The organism is Xylanibacter ruminicola (genome assembly GCF_900142525.1).
Taxonomy (GTDB): Bacteria; Bacteroidota; Bacteroidia; order Bacteroidales; family Bacteroidaceae; genus Prevotella; species Prevotella ruminicola_A.
This window is the reverse complement of sequence record NZ_FRBD01000006.1, coordinates 36,561-54,253: the sequence shown is the minus strand read 5'-3', so window position 1 is coordinate 54,253 and position 17,693 is coordinate 36,561. Positions and strand designations below refer to the sequence as shown.

Below are 17,693 nucleotides of genomic sequence, written 5' to 3'. Positions count from 1 at the left end.
TATCGAGCGTCATGGTGCGCAACCGACGGGCAATCAGTTTGCCGAAAACGATGGCCAATGGTGTCAGTAACAGCAATGCCCATGCCAGCCGTTCGTCGAACCAGCGCATCAGCAGGAAGGCGCCGCAGAGTTTGATGCCTGTAATCACCATTTCGGGCAGGGTATCTGTCGTGACCTTTGTCACCTGTTCAATGTCCTTAGCCAGTCGCGAGGACACGTCTCCTGAGTGCAGTTCGTCGCCCGTGAACAACTGTCTGTGAAACAACCTGCCGAAGATGCGGAGGCGCAGGGCGTTCGACTGCCGTACATTTGCTGAGGTTTTCAGCCAATAGCCCACTTGTCTCAACACAACACCGCCCACGACGGTCAGCACCAACAGTTCAACCATCCTCAGCACATCGTCAGCCGTTCCCGTGCGGATGGTCTCGTCAATGAACCGCTTACTGAGCCACACCATCAATAGGCTGAGTACCACCTGAACGATGCCAGTAACAATACGCACCACCGTATTCCAGCGGATGCCGCATGAATTCCGCCAAAGCCAACTTACATATTTCATTATATAGGGTGATTCAAGATAGCTTCCTCTATAACATCGTTATCTGTCATTGCATGATGGTGTTGCGAGTCAACTCAGTCGCCTCCCTGTTAGGCAGGTTCTTCAGATGGTAGAAGGGTATCTCGGTGGCGAGTTGGCCCATCAAGGGGGTGAGCAGCGCCATGGCGGCATCGTCCCACATGGGCATCATCACCTGGTTGAGCAGTACGATCATCGCCTCTTGTTTCGTGAGGCGGCGGATGCTGTTCTCAGGGGCTTGCTCCAAGGAGATGAGTGCGCGGATGGGTACCTGCTTTTGTTGTTTGATGCCGTCCTTGCCGTCCCACGGCATGCCGAAGCCTATCCATTGGCCATCGATGCGGCGAAGGCCTGGGCGGTCGCCGATGATGAAGTCGGCACCCTGATGCTCCACCCACAGCTTTGCCTGCGTCGATTTGCCCATGCCCGAGGGACCGAGGAACACCACACCGTAGCCGTCTTTCTCTACCAGCGCAGCATGCAGAGGCATCCCGTCTCGCATCGTCATACCTGCCTCACAGGCGGCACGGATGGCAGAGGACATGGGGATGCGCTGGGAGACGTATAGCGTCATCTCGCTATAGTCCCTGGCGCAGATCAGCACAAACTTGCCAATGCGCCTTGCCACTTCGTCATCCATATTCGAGAGGAATGTCCACGAATCCTGCGTATCGTGAATATTAAACCTGTCTGTCGTGCAGACAATCGGATGCAGGATAGCTTCTGCGAACAAGGGGCCAAGTTGTGCTTCGTCGCCCAGATGGAGCGTAAAGGTATGGGTAGCGGGCATCGCCTGGCTGAATCCAGCCAGGTAGTCCATATACTCATCGTTATTGATGGCATCATCCACCAGCAGGCGGTAGTTGGCAAAGTAGTATTCGTGCATACTCTAAAAGATTCGTGGGAATAGGCGGTGTAACTTATTCATCACCCTAAATGGCAGCAGCAATACAGGGCGCAAGGGCAACAGCGCGTTCCACAGTCGAAATACCTTCTGCCATCGGGGCGATTCACAATCGATGGTAAGCCGTCCACGCTTGATGAACAGTGCCTTGCTGAGAATCTGCCTTTTGGGCTGCCAATGGTCAGGGCGCAGGTTGCCGTCGCCGAAGGTCTGCACGCGGTCACCGTCTATCCGGTAGAGCCGATGCAGACAGTAGTCGCCACCAAGGTATTTGCCAGGAAACAGCACGATGTCGCCCACTTTCAGTTCCTCTTCCTTGACGGCTACAATCATCACGTCGTCGCGGTAGGGACGGACGAAAGGCAGCATACTACCACCCGTCACCTGAAACCAGACAGGGATTTGCCCCGTTCCATCAGGCGACTGCTCCTGCAGCGCTACCCATTGCTCTACGGTCAACGATATCTTCTTGTCCATCATGTCTCGCTGGCGGAGGTCAGGCCACTACGCCTGCCTCCCGCAGCGATTCGATGGTTTCCTGCACGTCGGCGAGGGCCGTCTCGGGCGTAACGTCATACGCCGCCACAAGGGCAGAAACCGTCTCTTCGACGGTCTTGCCAGCCTGCAGCTGCTCGTAGATAAGCGCACCGGTATCGTTGAGATTCAATGCGCCGCCAAAGTCCTTGACGTTCGCCCCCGTAGGCAGTACCACGTTCAGACCGCACACCTTGCGGAGCACGAAGTCTTTGTTCAATAGTGGTTTGCTCATTACCTAGCTTACTCATTATTAGTAGAGCAGTCATCAAAAGGTCTTGAAGTAGCATTACACCCCGATGCAGCGATTCTCGTCTTGAAGTCGAATTCCACTTTCTGTACCGTCGGCTTCTCGTAAGTCATTTTCTCTGTTTTCATCTTTTTTAAAGTTTAATTGTTATACAATATGACCTTTCGGCCGTTAATTATCTTTATTAGTCTTTTCTGCCGCTTTGATTCTTGCTTTTACATAGTTGCAATAATCAGGATCGCACAGGTGCTTGGCTGCCACCTTCTGATGATGCATCGGGCAGTAATGGCACTTGTCGTTCAGTTCGCAACTGTGGCAAGCCTTAGGTACCTCGTAGTTCTTTACCACATCGTTCATCTCATTCCAGGCTTGATGGAACCCGTCGCGCAGGGGATGGGCGCACACCACATCCCTGGGGAATGACAGACAGGGCAGCAAGACACCATCCCAATTGACAGCAAAGCCCGAACGCCCGGCACTGCAATACAGTCCCTTGTCCGATAACATAGGACGGTTGAGTCGCTTCATAAAGAACTCATGGTCGTCAGTAGAATATCCTGACGAAAATAGTTCCTTTCTCTTTTCCTGGATTCTCAGGTCTTCTTCAAGTGGAATATCAAAGTCCTTTTTCTGCCTACCTGTATTGTCATAAGGGTCAATCAGGGTGTCATTCACCATCACGTTGACGTAAAACGACTTGGCCAGCTGCATCACCCGCTCCGTCCAGGGCGACATATAACTGCTGGGGGTTATCATAATCTGGATATGCAGCCCAGCATCGATGGCCATCCGGATATGGCTCACCACCTGCTCGTAGGCATCCACACCCGTCACCGCCACATACGACTCGCTGTCGCAGCCATAAAGAGAGATGTCAATCTGAAAAGGCCTGTACTCCTGAAACCGCTTGATGGCCTCTTCGTTGAGCAGCAGGCCGTTGGTCTTGACACGGGTAACGATGCCGTGGTTGATCAGATACATGTAGATATCCCAGAAGGCGGGGTGCGTCATCGCCTCGCCGCCCGTGAGCAGTGCCTCCATCATGCCCTCGTCGATTGCCTGCTGGATGAGCGATATCCACTGCTCGCCCGAGAGCATCTGGTGCTTCACCGAAGGATCCTGCAGATGCACATAGCACATCTTGCAGTCGAGGTTGCACAGCGGTGTCAACTCGAAACTGCCACTATACGGGATGTCCGCCTCGCGGGTCTTCTCCTGTAACATCGCCAGGAATTCTCTATAGGGTAATTTATCCATAAAGTAATGTTTCAGCGGGTAAAGTTACAAAATAAAATCTACTTTTTATGGATTAAGCATTTTTACCCCCCCCCGATTTTAACACAGTTTAACCTTTATTATTAAAAGAAGAATACACCATGCTGAGTTTCTCGTCATAACGGTTCTGTGCGTATGCCGGTCCGTTATAGAAACGGGCAAACGCTTTCCAGTCCTTTTTCTGCAAGGCAGCAAGCACCTTTTTCTAATTCATCATAAAAACGGTACCATGTATGCTGGAAGCATAATGGTTTCCTGGTCCTTTGCAAAGTCCTTGGTATATACCAGGTAACGCCACAATATCCTGGACGAATAAATACGGCAGAACTCATCAAGCGAAGCATGCGACTTACTGCTCGATGACTTTACCTCAATAGGACAAATCTTTGCTCCACGAGAAAGCAGGAAGTCTGTCTCATAGTAGTGCTTCTCATCGCGTGGCCATGTGTGGTAGAAAAGTTCATTCCCTGCAGCCACCAGCAACTGGGCAACAAGATTTTCATAAACATAGCCCAAATTGGCAGGTAGTTTGTCTGCCAAAAGCTTCTCGTAAATGATATTCTCTGTAAAGCTCTTGTCCCAGAAAGCCAGCGTGATGAACAGCCCCGTATCGCAAACAAACATCTTAAATTGGTCTTTGTTTTTCGAAAGCCCCATACCCACTTGTGGGTCATTCACGTGATAGCACATGTTTACCGTCTTACTGTCTTGAAGAGCCTTTAGAAGTTCCGTCATTTTATCATCGTCCACCTTGCCTACTGCCGCGTAGGGCACATATCGTATGGCATTTCGGCTTAACTGCCCCGGTATGGAACGGAACATGACCGACGCGCGTCCCGAGGGGTCAATCTTCAGAAAATCGTCCTCATACAGTTTGAGTATGCGTCGCTTTACCTGATCCACCTTACTGAAATTATTGGTATCAAGATAGGCATTGACGGCCTGCGGCATACCACCCACCAGCATATATAGCCGTAGGTTGCGTGCCATTTCCCTATGGGCTGGTCCGAGGGCATGCTGCTGCTCCCAAAACTTGCGTAGCAGGGGAACAGTTGCTTCGTCGCCCAATGCCCATCGGAACTCTTCAAAATCCATCGGATTCATCTGTATTCTGTCCTCTTCGCTGGGTATCGTGATGCCTTCCGTATTTTTTTTGATGCTGATTAGAGAACCTGTTTCGATGTAGTCGTAACGTCCGTCTTCCACTAGATATTTGATGGCTTGACGTGCCAGCGGGCACTTCTGCACCTCGTCGAAGATGATAACAGATTTCCTTGGTTTCAGCGTCACATGATATGCCGTCTGGAGATATAGGAACAGGTAGTCCAAATCCATCAGGTCGTTGAACAAATCCTTGATGGCCTTCGATGCTTTGTTGAAGTCTATCAGCAAGTATGACTCATATTCGTTTTTGGCGAAGGTTTCTACGATGGTCGATTTGCCGACACGTCGTGCACCTTCAACAAGCAATGCACTCTTACCGTCCGATTCCTGCTTCCAGTTCAGCAGTTGGGTGTAAATTTTTCTTTTGAACAGTCTTTCTTCCATAAAACCTTTGTTTACGCGGCAAAGATAGTAAAATTTTCCATTCCCCACAAGTTTATTACCCCAAAATTTTCCATTCCCCACAATTTTCTATTATAAAATCTATCTAATCCCCAAATCCCTTAACCTGACACGGGGACAGACCGTGTGATGTTTGAAAGTGACTGGATGGCGGGTGTGGTTACATGAAGGGGAATTAGGAGATTAACGTCTGTCAGCCACGCTATTATAAGCAATAGCGAGGAGCCCTGATTGGAGACTCCTCGCTTCTTTTTCGTGGTTCACACGCCCATGCAGCTAGTTGCGCCGAGGGCGGTAAGGATAGCCGTGGCTGCAGATGCAATGATCTGCGCGATGAATTTGATGGTTTCTTTCTTGGTCATAGTTGTTTTTTGTTTTAAATGGTTAGTACTTTCGGTAGCGGGGGTACGGGGGTACCCCCGATTACTCCTTAATCCCCAGGGTTAGGGGTGAGGCCGCCGGTTGGGCCGTCATCTTCGGGGTTTTCGATGTCGCCGCTGTCGGTGCTGGTTACGCGCTTCACCTCCTTGCCGTCGCGGTCGTAGCAGCTGATCTGTACGGCGGTTGCGGCCAGTTCGTCCTTCAGGTCAACCGATGGGGTGAAGATGATGCGGCGGCTGGTGATGAGGCCTGCCTTTACGTCCTCTACCTTCTCGACCGACTTGGCGCGCAGACCGAATCGCATGGTGCCCAATCCAGGCAGCGCTACCGAGTGACCCTCAGTGGCCCACGCCTTGATTACCTCGCCGGCTGCATCCCAGCATGCCTGCATCACGCCCTTGCTCACGCCGCTGCGCAGGGCAGCCTCCTTAATCACCTTGTCCTGGGTGAGGGCGGTGTACAACTCAGGCATCATGATGTAGCGGTACGTGCCAGCATAGGTGCCAATCTTCTGCAACTTCTCTTGTGCTTTAACTTTTAGTGCCATAACTTTTTAGTGAATAATTATTAGTGAATAGTGAAATGTTCAATGTTCAATGTTCAATGTTTACCGCCGCACGTGAGAGTTTTTACGCACACGTGGGAGCGTTATTTTTACGATGCAAAGGTACTACATTCTGATTGCGGTATACGAATGTTTTTCTAATAAATTGTGGGAAATTTTAACTAATTTGTTGTCAGCATTGTCATTGTCATTAAGGTCATTAAGCTTTCTGAACTCTAAAAAGTAGCTATAAAATATATATTATATATAATATATATTTTATAGAGGTAAATTTACCCCTCCAACCTCCAACCCCTTAATGACAATCATGACAATGACAATCCATGACAACGGTGTACAACATTATTAAAATAGAACAGACAATGACGTCGCTCGAGATTGCTGAGCTGACTGGTAAGCAACACAAGAACCTGATGCGAGACATCAGAAACATGGAGCCCGCTTGGGAGAAAGTACATGGGCTCAAATTTGAGCTCATCGAATATAAAGACCGATTGGGACGTATAAAACCCTGTTACTCTCTTACCAAAACCGAGACGCTCTACATCGCCACTAAGTTTAACGACGAGGTGCGAGCCAAGCAGTTCTCGATAGCACTAAAGGGTGCTGGTGTTACCCGCAACAGCGTTCAGCAGATGCTAAAGAACTGGCGTATTCAGGGCTTGGTTGAGCAGATGGACGACGGGAGATACAAAAAAGAGAAAGAAATAATGGAAACTCGCATCCCGAAGTGTATAACATCCCAAGCCATGAGGCGATAGCTAACCTTAAGCGACTTTGTGTCTGGTTGGAAGTGTTGAGAGAATGTAGGTTTATATAAATTATCTAAATTTCCAATTTCTCCAGTCTGTTGCGTTACTTGATGGAGAAACTAAAGGAGTCTGCATTTTACCATTAATAACAATGCTGGCTTTTTTAACTTCGGTTGAAATATAATCTGCTAATTCACCAAAAGTTGTATTACCCTTAGACTCTTGTATTTTTTTGAGTAGATAATATGTAAACAATCCGTGCCCCTTTTCTTTATATGGATAGGCTGTTTCATCGCCCTGTGATGCTGAGATTACAACAACATTGCCTTGAGGGGTATCTTGTTTGGCTTTGATTGCTACACCGCGGGCAGATGCAAGCATGCTTCCATCACGACTTGCCCCGCTGAAACATGCATCAAGAAGTACTAATACGGATTTTGCAGGCTTCGATCCAAGTTCTTTATATAACTTCTCTAGGCTATAACCAGATGACGTATCATTACCATAACCATCAACTGGTAACATAAATGATTCACGGTTACTTTCGTCGGGAATACCATGACCAGCATAATAAAGGATAACGCTAGCCTGGCCTTTGTAAACGTCTATCACCTGTGTTAGCCATGTTATTTGGCGCTTCATTCCGTTTAGCGTGGCATCAGATATATGTTTGATGTTACCTTGAGGTATGCCTAAAGTCTTAATGCAGTATTCTTTGAACACAGCTCCATCGTTTAGTGCATTAGGCACCTTTGATACTTCCTGATAGTTCTCGTTGGCAATAATTAATACAAATGTATTCTTTTGCTCTAGCTGAGTTATTGGTATGTTGATATCAACATCCGATCGGTTTTCTTTTTTAGGTTGTTGTACAACAATGGGTGAGATGACCTTTTTATCTTGTACAGGCTCAGATTCCTGATTCTTGAACTGAGCTATTTGGTTCCCCTTGTCCTCTTCATCGCCATTGGGATTAAGAGCGTAATTTTCTGAATGCTTTACGCCCTCATTATAAATACTGATGAGGTCAGCTAAAACAGGCTCTCCTCCCTTCTGACTATAGCGCTTCATCCATTCGCTTTCTCTTGCTATATCACGAGGAACTATTACACCATCTTTATAGAAAGAAGCTAGGCGGAACATGGCATCAGGAAGACCACGCTCGGCGGCCTTACGATACATTTTGAATGCTTGTGAAAGATCCTTGTCTACACCTATGCCATTCTCATAGCAAACGCCAACATAGAATTGTGCTGCAAGATCGTTCATTGCAGCCGTCTTCTTCAATTCTTCACAGCCATATTGTACGTATCCATTGCTGATATGCTCTAATGCTGCAATGGTTTTCTTGTTAATATTAATTGCCAATGTGTATTGGCAAACTGAAATCAAAATCAACAACACTAACTTCCTCATACTGTTTGGCTGAATAAAAGATAGCTATTGCTCTAACTTAGAGCAATAGCTTATTGTGTTAATTACTTGGATTGTTTTGTATCTTCAAGACTGTTTGCATACGATAGTTTACCCCAATCTGCCTCTTCGCCATCAAACCTAAGAATGTTCTTATAGGCTTCTTGTCTGAGTGGACTTAGTAATGTTACACCTGCAGTAAAAAATGCTCCAACAATATGGAAGGCATTTAACTTCTTGGTTTTAACAATCCATGTTGGGTTTAGCCAGAATTTTCCTTTCTTAAAATTACCTGTCCAGTCGCAGACGATAATAGGAGATTTGTCTTCGTCAAATTCAAATGGTGAGTTGGCTTTGATATGTACTACAGCGGGCTCGGTCTCTTTTACTCCGAATCCTCTCATCTCTTTTTTCTTAAGGTCTTTAGGCATCTCAATAAAGATAGGGGCAAAGATAACGTCGCTAACCCATGTTGATATGGATATCGTGGTCCAGTTTTCTGTATTTTTGTTGAATGCGTACGCTACCGATGCACCGATATTATTAATGCTCTCGTCTTCGGTCATGTGTCTTACTGCAGTTCCTTTATATTCACTGCTTTTAGGATCTGCATTTTTAGACTCTGTTATCAGTTCATTAACAGTGTTAAGGAGCCGAAGATCATAATCTGTGAAATCATCATTTTTGGCTTCTGTTGTAGTGTATTCTCTGTAGATGCTCATCGACATGTTACAGATGTAAGTATCGTTTTGTTTGTTACCCATAACTGGAGCAAGAGTGATATATAAGTCATCTTTTGTGCTTACACCACTTTTCGATGCCTTTTTCTCATCATTCTTTTTACTCTTTTTCTCTTCACCACCTGCTAATGGCATTGATCTGCCATTATGGAAAACAAAACATTGTGCCAGATCAATAAATATGGTTTTCGATGTTTTGTTTATCGCCCACAATTGCTCATCATATATTTCCAGCTTGATGTTATCATCCTCATAAACACTATTTGCCTGTGAGTAAGCTAGGATGAGGGCGTTACGATAAGATGTTTTAATGCCACCTGCATTTGCGTTTAATACATATAAGCAGGCCACTGTAATGACAAATAATAATTTTTTCATAAGCGTTATTGTTATTGGTAATAATCTTTTTTAGGGTTTTTAGGCTACAAATATAAGAACTATCTGTGATAATTCCAAATAATTATCGCAAAAAATGCTATTTTTCGTTAAAGAGCTAGTTTTTGTATGATTTTTATGATGGTTTGGCTTCTATTGCTTCATCCTAATGTGATATTTTCTACCTCTACGGGTTCGTGGAGGAAGATTTGGGCTTGTTCTTTGAACTTCTGGGGGTTCTCGGTGGTAAGGTAGTGAACGGCTGCACCTTTTGAACAGCGCTGCTCCATATCGGGGTGGCGCTGCAGGTACTGCTTAAGGCTCTCGGCCACGTATTCGCCTTGGGGCACCACGCGCACGCCTGCTGGCAGATACTTCAGTATCTTGGGCATGAGCAGGGGGTAGTGGGTGCAGCCAAGGATAATGGCGTCGATGAGTGGATCTTCGCGCATAATCTGGTCGATACGCTTCTTGACAAAGTAGTCGGCTCCAGGCGAGTCGGCCTCGTTGTATTCTACCAATGGCACCCAGAAGGGACAGGCCACACCTGCCACCTGAATGTCGGGATATAGTTTTTGTATTTCTAGGTTGTAGCTCTCGCTGCGGATGGTGCCCTCGGTGGCAAAGATGCCTACATGGCGGCTCTGGGTGAGGCTGCCTATCACCTCGGCAGTGGGGCGGATAACGCCCAAAACGCGGCGGTTGGGGTCGATCTTGGGCAGGTCGTTCTGCTGGATGGTGCGCAGGGCCTTGGCCGAGGCGGTGTTGCAGCCCAGTATCACCAAGTGGCAACCCATGGCGAAGAGTTTTTCTACAGCCTGGCGCGTAAACTCATAGACCACGTCGAACGAACGTGGTCCATAAGGGGCACGGGCATTGTCGCCCAAATAAAGATAATCGTATTCGGGAAGCAGCTGGCGGATGCCATGCAGGATGGTGAGGCCGCCGTAGCCGCTATCGAAAATTCCAATCGGTCCTGGATTACTGCTGAGCATCGTTTTCAGCTTGGAGAGCATCCTGTACTGCCTGATTGATGTCTTCGCACATCAGCGGATTAACCACAGGTACTGCTTTGGTATCTGTATCGATGATAAAGGCGTAGCCCTTCTCGGCACAAATCTTAGCCAGCGTAGCGTTCAGCTTGGCATAGAGTGGGGCATAGGTCTGGGCTTCGTCCTTTTTCAGCTCGTCCAGGCTTTTATTCTTGAAGTCGATGTTCTTCTTCATCAGCTCCTGCAGCTCCGTCTGGCGTTTCTGCAGAATGCTCTTGGGGAACTCGCGCTGACCTTCAAGAAATTCCTCGTACTTTCTGTTGAATTCGTCTTCTACTCGCTTGGCTTCGGCCTGATATTTTGCCTTCAGGTCAATAAGTGCCTGTTGAGCCAGAGTATAGTCGGGCATCGACTTGATAGCTGCCTGATAACTGAGGTAGCCAAACTTAATTGAACTTGATGATGTGGCATCACCCTGAGCAAAAGCGTTGAGCGATACGAATGCCACAAGAAGTACGAGGAATCGTTTCATGATGTTTGAATTTTGTAGTTAAACTAATTTGATTTACTTCAAACCGAGCTTGGCCTTAACCTGTGCAGTAACATCGGTAGAGAGACTTGTGCTGATGTAAGGCAGTGAGTTGTTCTCCATGATGTAAACGTACTGACCAGCCTGACCTACAGCCTTGATGGCATCAAGAATCTTGGTCTGGATAGCCTGCATCTTCTCCTGTGAAGCCTTCTGCAGTGCCTGCTGGTTGTCCTGGAAGCTCTGCTGAATCTTCTGGTACATGTCCTGCAGCTCCTGCTGACGGCGCTGCTTGATGTTTTCTGGCAGATTGGCCTGCTCCTTATCGAAAGCCTCGCCCTTCTTCTGCAGCTCATCCTGCATGCTCTTCAGGTCGGCCTCGTACTGGTCCTGCAATGCCTTAATCTCGTTCTGTGCCTTGGTGAACTCAGGCATAGCCTGCATTACTTCCTGGGTGTTCACGTGTCCGAACTTACCCTGTGCATTTGCGGTTGTGAAACCACAGATTGCGCATAGTGCGCAGATAATCAATTTTTTCATTTCTTTATTGGTTAAATTATTATTCCTAATTATCAATTATCAATTATCAATTAGTTGGCGTATCCTAGCTTGCGAAGTACCTCGGATGAGATGTCAACCTTCGGAGAGCTGAAGATGATGCCGGCGTTGCTGGCACGATCAAGTACCAGCTGATAACCTCGCAGTTCTGAAATGTCCTTGATAGCGTTATAAACTTCGTCTTGAATGGGCGACATCAGCGCGGTGCGCTTCTTGAAAAGCTCGCCTTCGGGGCCGAAATAGCGCTTCTTAAGCTCGGCAGCCTGCTTCTCTTTTTCTACGATGGCATCCTGCTTGGCTTTCTTCTGCTCCTTCGACAGGAACACCACCTCGTTCTGATAGTTCTTATAGAGGGTCTGAGCCTCGGCGTTCAGTGCGTCAACCTCTCCCTGCCACTTCTTTGATACCTGGTTCAGTTGCTCGTTAGCACGCTCATAGGCGGGAATGTTCTTGAGTATATACTCCATATCTACTACGGCATATTTCTGTGCCGATGCTGCTGTCCATCCGAAGATAGCACAGAGTGCGCAAATAATCAGTTTCTTCATAATTGTTCTATTTAATGTTATACACCATTTTGACGTATCAGGTCTCAGATGGTTTCAACTATAAACAACTCTTAACTATTTTCTTAACTCTTAATTCTTAACTCTTAATTATCTTAGAACTCCTGACCGAGGATGAAGTGGAAGTTGCTTCCGCCCCTCTTCTGTGCTCCGTACTGGTTGGTGTAAACGTTGTCGAATCCGTATGCCCAGTCGATACCCATCAGTCCTACCATTGGCAGATAGATACGAACACCGAGACCGGCCGAACGCTTCATCTTGAATGGGTTGAAGTCCTTAGCATTGGCCCATGCGTTACCACCCTCAACAAATCCCAGTCCGTAGATGGTGGTGTTGCCCAGCATAAACGGATAGCGCAGCTCGAGTGTGAAACGGTCGTAGGCGTACGAGTTGTAAGATGAGATGGTACCACCGTTCATCATGGTCTCGTAGGCCGAAGAGTATGAGAGAGCTCCGTTGTCGTAACCACGCAGACCGATGGTCTCCTCAGAATATCCGTAAGAGTATCCGCTCATACCATCACCTCCCACGTAGAAGGTCTCGAATGGTGAGCGCTTATCCTTGTTGTAGCTACCCAGCAGACCCATTTCAACGCGTGTCATCAGCACAAAGCACTTCTGACCGCCGGTAAGGGCTGTAAAGGTGCGGCTCTTAAACTTCCACTTGTGGTACTCAATCCAGCGGTAAACGTCCTGCAGCTCGTCCTCGTAGGTAGCCGAACTTGAGTTCTTGGCCAGATTAGCATAGTCTTTGTTATCAAACAGCGACCATGGTGGAGTAACTGTTACCGAAGCCATGAACTCTGATCCACGACGTGGGAAGAGCTGGTTGTCGGTTGATGTACGACTCAGAGTTAATCCCAGATTGATGTTGTTACAGTTACCGTTGTGGATATAGAAGTAGCTCCAGTCGCGCAGCATGTAGCGTGAGTATCCAAGCTGAGCTGAGAACTGGAAGTAGTCGTCAGGCCAGCGCAGACGCTTACCCCAACCAAGCGATGCTCCCCATACGGTCATGGTCTTGTCGTCGTCGAGCATCGACTCGTAGTTGTAGTAGTATGGGTTGTAGCTACCATATCCGTAGCTGTACATGGCGTAGTTGTTGTAGAATGCATTGTTACGATAGTAGCTAGAGATGTCGCTCTGCTTTGAGTAGAATACACCTACGTTCAGGCTGTTAGGACGCTTGCCGCCAAACCAGTTAGTACCGTAGTTGGCACTCAGTGAGCTGTAGTAGCTACCGTTGGTCTGGAAGCTGAATCCCAGCTGCTCGCCATCGCCATAAGGCAGGATGCCACGGTGCAGCTTGTTCTTACCAAACAGGTTGCGGATAGAGAAGTTGTTGAACTTAATACCAATCTTACCGATAACACCTGTTTGTCCCCAACCCAGCGAGAACTCCAGCTGGTCGTTACTCTTCTGCTCCAATTTCCAGTTGATGTCAACCGAGCCGTCTTCAACGTTAGGCTTTACATCGGGCACCACCTTTTCAGGATCAAAGAATCCCATTGAGGCGATATCACGTGCCGAACGCATCAGAGCCTCCTTGTTAAACAGGTCGCCTGGCTTTGTGCGCAGCTCGCGGCGAACAACCTCTTCATACAGTCGGTCGTTACCGTAAATACGAACGTGATTCAGACGGGCCTGTGGACCCTCGGTTACTCGCATCTCGATGTCGATAGAGTCGCCGTCGATGTTAACCTCAACGGGGTCGATGTTCGAGAATACGTAACCGTTGTTATAGTACCAGTTGCCTGCGGCATCGTCGTCTTCCTTCAGTCGCTTGTCAATGTGCTTCTGATTGTACACGTCGCCTCTCTTCATGCCAAGTACGGCATTCAGATAGTCGGTAGTAACTACGGTGTTTCCTACCCATGTGATGTCGCGCACGTAATACTTCTCACCCTCGTCAATCTTTACAAGGATGTTTACATGCTTGTCGTCGAAGCTGTATACCGAGTCTTCCAGGATGGTTGCATCACGGAATCCCAGCTCGTTATATTTGTCAATCAGTGCCTGCTTAGCCTCTTTATAGCGCTCGTCGGTGAACTTCTTGGCCTTGAAGAAGTTGTTCAGCTTGCCTGCCTCGTGAATCTTACCGAATGCACCTTTGCTGAACATCGAACCTTTGATTTTTCCGACGCTAAGTTTCTCATTGCCTTGGAATATCAACTCGTGAACCTTCATCTTGTCTTTCTTGTCGATGTTCACGTCGAGTGTTACCTGGCCCGAGGCATCCTCGCGCTGTACTATCTCAATCTCGGCATTCTTATAGCCCTTATCGTCGAAGTATCTCTTAGCCAGAATCTTTGCACGGTCTATGATGTTACGGGTAAGACTCATGCCCTTAACCATACCCAGCTTGGCCTCCATGTCCTCGCGTTCCGACTTCTTGATGCCGTTATAGTTGATGTTCTTGATACGTGGGCGCATGCCTAGGTGGATGCACAGATATACCTTGTTGCCTACGATAGAGTCGGCTGTTATCTGTACCTTCGAGAATAGTCCGTTGCGCCAGTAGCGCTTCACAGCCTCTGTTATCTGGCTTCCTGGCAGTTCAACCTCCTGTCCTACGGTCAGTCCTGAAAGACCAGCCAATACGTAGTCCTCGTAACCCTCTACGCCCTCAACGGCGATACCACCAATTTCGCAGGTACGTGGTGTACCGGCGTACGAAATATCGGGATTTACGATCTTGTCCTGAGCAGTTGCAGTAGAAGCGAATAGTGAACAGTGAATAGTGAATAGTACAACCAGTACTTTCACTACACTAATTCCCTTCACTTCCTTATACCTTATTATATTATAGAGCATTTTAAATTAATACTATTGATGTTTCACATCTAGTCCGCTCACGTTCAGCATAGCTCAAGCAAGCTTGACTCTGCTTTCACTTAATCGCGGCCTTCACTATTCACTAATCACTAATCACTATTCACTCTTCACTTTTCTCCGTCTCTTCAGCTTCAATTTGAGCCTCGGTCTTGCCGAATCTGCGCTGGCGGTTTTGATAGCTGTAGATGGCTTTATAGAGGTCTTCCTCCATAAAGTCGGGCCAGTATGTATCGCAGAAGTACAGCTCTGAATATGCAATCTGCCAAAGCAGATAGTTTGATATACGTATTTCGCCTCCGGTACGAATCAGCAGTTCGGGATCGGGCATAAAGTTTGTCCACAATCTCTCGTTGATAGTATCTTCGGTGATGTCGTTTATATCCAATTTACCCTCTTTCACCTCTTGGGCAATCTGCTTGGTAGCAGTAGTAATCTCCAGCTTTGACGAGTAGCTCAGTGCTACAACCATTGTCATGCTGTCGTTTTTTGCAGTATGCTCTTCGGTCTCTGCCAGTTTCTTGTTCACAACCTCGGGTATGCGCGAACGGTCGCCAACAACGCGGAAACGTACGTTGTTCTTCATGAAGATTTCATCCTCGAGCGATGTCAGTACCAGTCCCATCAGAGCTGCTACCTCGTCGGCAGGACGATTCCAGTTCTCGGTTGAGAATGTGTATAGGGTTAAGAACTTGACCCCTAGTCGGGTACACTCTGATGTGATGCGACGCACTGCGTCAACTCCAGCCTGGTGCCCAAAACTGCGGTCTTTGCCACGATCCATGGCCCAGCGGCCGTTACCATCCATAATAATGGCAATGTGCTGGGGAATCCTGTTCATGTCTAAAAGTTCCTTCATATATCTTAATATTTACTTTTTCATTTCTTTACTTATTGCTTCTTCACTCCCGATAGCATGTTTTGCATTTCTCCCAGAGGTCGTAGCTCAATCCTATCTGAAGCACGCTGTAACAGTCGGTGTTTTTAAACAATCCGCTACTCTTGATGCCAAGTGGGTCTTTACTGCCGTCCAATTTGTCGCTCAGCGTGAATCGCATGGCCCATTCTGCTATCAGGTTCAACCTGTTACCTATCTTGTATTTTACACCCGCACCTAAGGGAAGGTTCATTGTAGCTCCTTTCTCAGGTCCACCGTAGAATGTTGCTCCTAGTCCTGCGGTGATGTATGGGGTAAAGCGTCTTGCACCTCTGTACTCATTGCCCGTGCCATACGCCCAGAAGTTATACTCAAAGCGCAGATCGGTTTCTGTAATTCGGTGATTAAACTCTTCGGCCTTTATCTTTCCTGTGCCGATGTTTAGGTTCAATGCCGTTCTAGGATTCATCTTGTATTTGGCCATTAACATCAGCCATGGCTTCATACCCTTTAATAGATTGCCGTTGTAGTCGCCTACATAGCTCACCAGGCCTGTTCCGGCACCTATCTCCATCTTGTACTCAGGCTCATCCTGGGCACTGGCAGCCATCGTTGTGGCCATCATGAAGATTACTGCCAACAGCCTTTTCACTCTATTCAATTATCAGTCCACGCCAAACCTCTCCAGTGTCCTTGCCTACAAGCCATAGATAGCCATTATCGTCGGTTGTGGCACTCAGATTGTTTGTGCCAAGTCCTTCTGGTAGCGTATATTTAGAACTCGTCTTCCAAGTGATACCTTGGTCGCGGCTCACATATATTGTCTTGTCATTTCCGATGGCTAGCACAGCTCCATTGAATCTTACAAGGTTCAGGTTCTCCATCTTTGGCAGATAGTATTTCCCCTGATCCACCAATGGAATCAGTACCCATTTTGAAGGAATGCTGTTCTTTGAGTATTCTGCAACCTTACGCCATACCATGCAAGCATTATCTGACTTGTTGCTTGACCCGGCTAATAGCTGATAGTCGGTAGAGTCGTTAGTGGTATATGGCCACGAAACAAAAGCAATATTCTCAGTTGGTAGCCATGATGCATCCTCATCCAGCTCGTCGGCAGCCCATGTCTCGCCATTGTCGCGTGTTACCATCAGCTTGCCATCGTTGCTGTAAGCATAGCTCTCTACAGTACCGTAGCCAATAAACTGCTTCATGCCAGCAGTAGCTGCTATCTGTTCCCACATAGCTTTCTTGCTGTCTGTTGGCAGGTCGGCGGCAGTCTTCTGCTCCCATATCATCTTATTGGTCTGTGCCTTATGCACGTTTACTTTTACCTCGTAGCTGCGATAGCCCGAGCCATCTTGGGCATACACACGCAAGTCCTTTAGCTTCTCGAAATCTATAGAGTCGCTACTGCTGTAGTATAGCAGCGAATCCAGTCCGTCGGTTGCAGGGTAGTTGATGACTACAGTACCACTGTACTTGCTGGTGATGGTGGCCAGTATGTGGTTCAGATCAACATCCGAAGGCAGTGAATCAGTGTTGTATATCTTGCACTGCTGCTGGTCGATAGTGAAAACAACTGGGTCTGAGAGTGTTACTTTATATACAGAGTCGGTACCTGTAGACGAGGTTGTATGTAAGTAACGGTTAACCGTTGCCAATTTGAAAGAGGCAATAGCAGTATCGTTATAATACTGGGTATTTGTGTCCTCATCTTTCAGGCATGAGGTGACGAGTAGCACACAAACCAGCATTGTGCATAGTGTAGAAATATATCTTTTCATTGCGTATTATATCGCTTTAATTCCAATTTGGCTGCAAATTTACGCACATTTCTGCAAAAATGAGCACATTTCTGCTTATAATTAATTAAAATATGGCTAAAATAGCCCGTTTTTAAGTTAGTTTATGTTTTTCTGACAAAAATCAAGGCTAAATATCAATAAAAATTGGCCACGCCTTTCGGCGCAGCCAATCTTGTAATATTTAATCTTTAGCTCGGCTT

21 protein-coding genes are annotated in these 17,693 nt (G+C 47.3%); 1 reads left to right on the top strand and 20 read right to left on the bottom strand.

The genetic code is table 11. The features are described 5' to 3' along the window. The 10 genes from BUB86_RS05110 to BUB86_RS05075 form a co-directional block, all read right to left on the bottom strand. The coding region (locus BUB86_RS05110; protein WP_254795101.1) for an ABC transporter transmembrane domain-containing protein at nt 1-457 on the bottom strand (457 nt) is incomplete at its 3' end. Between the two features lie 148 nt (nt 458-605). Continuing rightward, nucleotides 606-1,463 carry a hypothetical protein gene (locus tag BUB86_RS05105; RefSeq protein WP_073206490.1) on the bottom strand — a complete coding sequence of 286 codons (858 nt, stop codon included), beginning with the start codon at nt 1,461-1,463 and terminating at the stop codon, nt 606-608. 3 nt (nt 1,464-1,466) lie between these two features. Next, nucleotides 1,467-1,958, bottom strand: coding sequence for a S24/S26 family peptidase (locus BUB86_RS05100; protein WP_175549417.1), 492 nt, complete (start codon nt 1,956-1,958; stop codon nt 1,467-1,469). A gap of 19 nt (nt 1,959-1,977) precedes the next feature. After that, a complete protein-coding gene (locus BUB86_RS05095) occupies nt 1,978-2,250 on the bottom strand; it encodes a PqqD family protein (protein ID WP_073206484.1) in 273 nt (90 codons plus the stop codon). A gap of 8 nt (nt 2,251-2,258) precedes the next feature. Further along, entirely contained in the window at nt 2,259-2,393 is a 135-nt protein-coding gene (locus tag BUB86_RS18115) for a hypothetical protein (protein WP_262503380.1), read from the bottom strand. A 43-nt stretch (nt 2,394-2,436) separates the two neighbouring features. Beyond that, entirely contained in the window at nt 2,437-3,522 is a 1,086-nt protein-coding gene (locus BUB86_RS05090) for a radical SAM protein (protein ID WP_073206481.1), read from the bottom strand. Between the two features lie 88 nt (nt 3,523-3,610). Further along, complete coding sequence (locus BUB86_RS05085; RefSeq protein WP_081373109.1) at nt 3,611-3,739, bottom strand: N-acetylmuramidase domain-containing protein; 129 nt, start codon at nt 3,737-3,739, stop codon at nt 3,611-3,613. Nucleotides 3,740-3,753: 14 nt separating this feature from the next. Next, nucleotides 3,754-5,088, bottom strand: a complete 1,335-nt coding sequence (locus tag BUB86_RS05080; RefSeq protein WP_073206478.1) for an ATP-binding protein — start codon at nt 5,086-5,088, stop codon at nt 3,754-3,756. 278 nt (nt 5,089-5,366) lie between these two features. Then, entirely contained in the window at nt 5,367-5,468 is a 102-nt protein-coding gene (locus BUB86_RS17545; protein ID WP_175549416.1) for a smalltalk protein, read from the bottom strand. 68 nt (nt 5,469-5,536) lie between these two features. Then, nucleotides 5,537-6,034 (bottom strand): DNA-binding protein, encoded by a 498-nt coding sequence (locus BUB86_RS05075; RefSeq protein ID WP_073206475.1) that lies wholly within the window; start codon nt 6,032-6,034, stop codon nt 5,537-5,539. A 341-nt stretch (nt 6,035-6,375) separates the two neighbouring features. Here BUB86_RS05075 and BUB86_RS05070 point away from each other — a divergent pair, with 341 nt between their 5' ends. Then, the gene (locus tag BUB86_RS05070; RefSeq protein WP_073206474.1) at nt 6,376-6,813 is read left to right on the top strand and encodes a Rha family transcriptional regulator; all 438 of its coding nucleotides are present in this window, start codon (nt 6,376-6,378) and stop codon (nt 6,811-6,813) included. 60 nt (nt 6,814-6,873) lie between these two features. Here BUB86_RS05070 and BUB86_RS17540 read toward each other — a convergent pair whose 3' ends face one another. The 10 genes from BUB86_RS17540 to BUB86_RS05020 all read right to left on the bottom strand — a co-directional run bounded on the left by BUB86_RS17540 (nt 6,874) and on the right by BUB86_RS05020 (nt 17,472). Then, nucleotides 6,874-8,220, bottom strand: a complete 1,347-nt coding sequence (locus BUB86_RS17540; RefSeq protein ID WP_073206471.1) for a caspase family protein — start codon at nt 8,218-8,220, stop codon at nt 6,874-6,876. A 62-nt stretch (nt 8,221-8,282) separates the two neighbouring features. Beyond that, the gene (locus tag BUB86_RS05060) at nt 8,283-9,335 is read right to left on the bottom strand and encodes a hypothetical protein (protein ID WP_139261427.1); all 1,053 of its coding nucleotides are present in this window, start codon (nt 9,333-9,335) and stop codon (nt 8,283-8,285) included. Nucleotides 9,336-9,493: 158 nt separating this feature from the next. Then, on the bottom strand, nt 9,494-10,327 hold the full coding sequence (gene murI / locus BUB86_RS05055) for a glutamate racemase (protein ID WP_073206465.1): 834 nt from the start codon (nt 10,325-10,327) through the stop codon (nt 9,494-9,496). Beyond that, on the bottom strand, nt 10,314-10,856 hold the full coding sequence (locus tag BUB86_RS05050) for an OmpH family outer membrane protein (RefSeq protein ID WP_073206463.1): 543 nt from the start codon (nt 10,854-10,856) through the stop codon (nt 10,314-10,316). Before BUB86_RS05050 ends, murI begins: the two co-directional genes overlap by 14 nt. Before the next feature lie 33 nt (nt 10,857-10,889). Next, complete coding sequence (locus BUB86_RS05045; protein ID WP_073206461.1) at nt 10,890-11,393, bottom strand: OmpH family outer membrane protein; 504 nt, start codon at nt 11,391-11,393, stop codon at nt 10,890-10,892. Between the two features lie 50 nt (nt 11,394-11,443). Then, entirely contained in the window at nt 11,444-11,959 is a 516-nt protein-coding gene (locus BUB86_RS05040) for an OmpH family outer membrane protein (RefSeq protein ID WP_073206459.1), read from the bottom strand. Nucleotides 11,960-12,072: 113 nt separating this feature from the next. Further along, nucleotides 12,073-14,790: an outer membrane protein assembly factor gene (locus BUB86_RS05035; RefSeq protein ID WP_073206456.1), complete on the bottom strand. Its 2,718-nt coding sequence runs from the start codon at nt 14,788-14,790 to the stop codon at nt 12,073-12,075. Nucleotides 14,791-14,911: 121 nt separating this feature from the next. Then, nucleotides 14,912-15,667 carry an isoprenyl transferase gene (locus BUB86_RS05030; protein WP_073206453.1) on the bottom strand — a complete coding sequence of 252 codons (756 nt, stop codon included), beginning with the start codon at nt 15,665-15,667 and terminating at the stop codon, nt 14,912-14,914. A 43-nt stretch (nt 15,668-15,710) separates the two neighbouring features. Then, nucleotides 15,711-16,337 (bottom strand): DUF6089 family protein, encoded by a 627-nt coding sequence (locus BUB86_RS05025; protein ID WP_073206451.1) that lies wholly within the window; start codon nt 16,335-16,337, stop codon nt 15,711-15,713. Between the two features lies 1 nt (nt 16,338). Then, complete coding sequence (locus BUB86_RS05020) at nt 16,339-17,472, bottom strand: DUF6242 domain-containing protein (protein WP_139261425.1); 1,134 nt, start codon at nt 17,470-17,472, stop codon at nt 16,339-16,341. Nucleotides 17,473-17,693 lie beyond the last annotated feature (221 nt).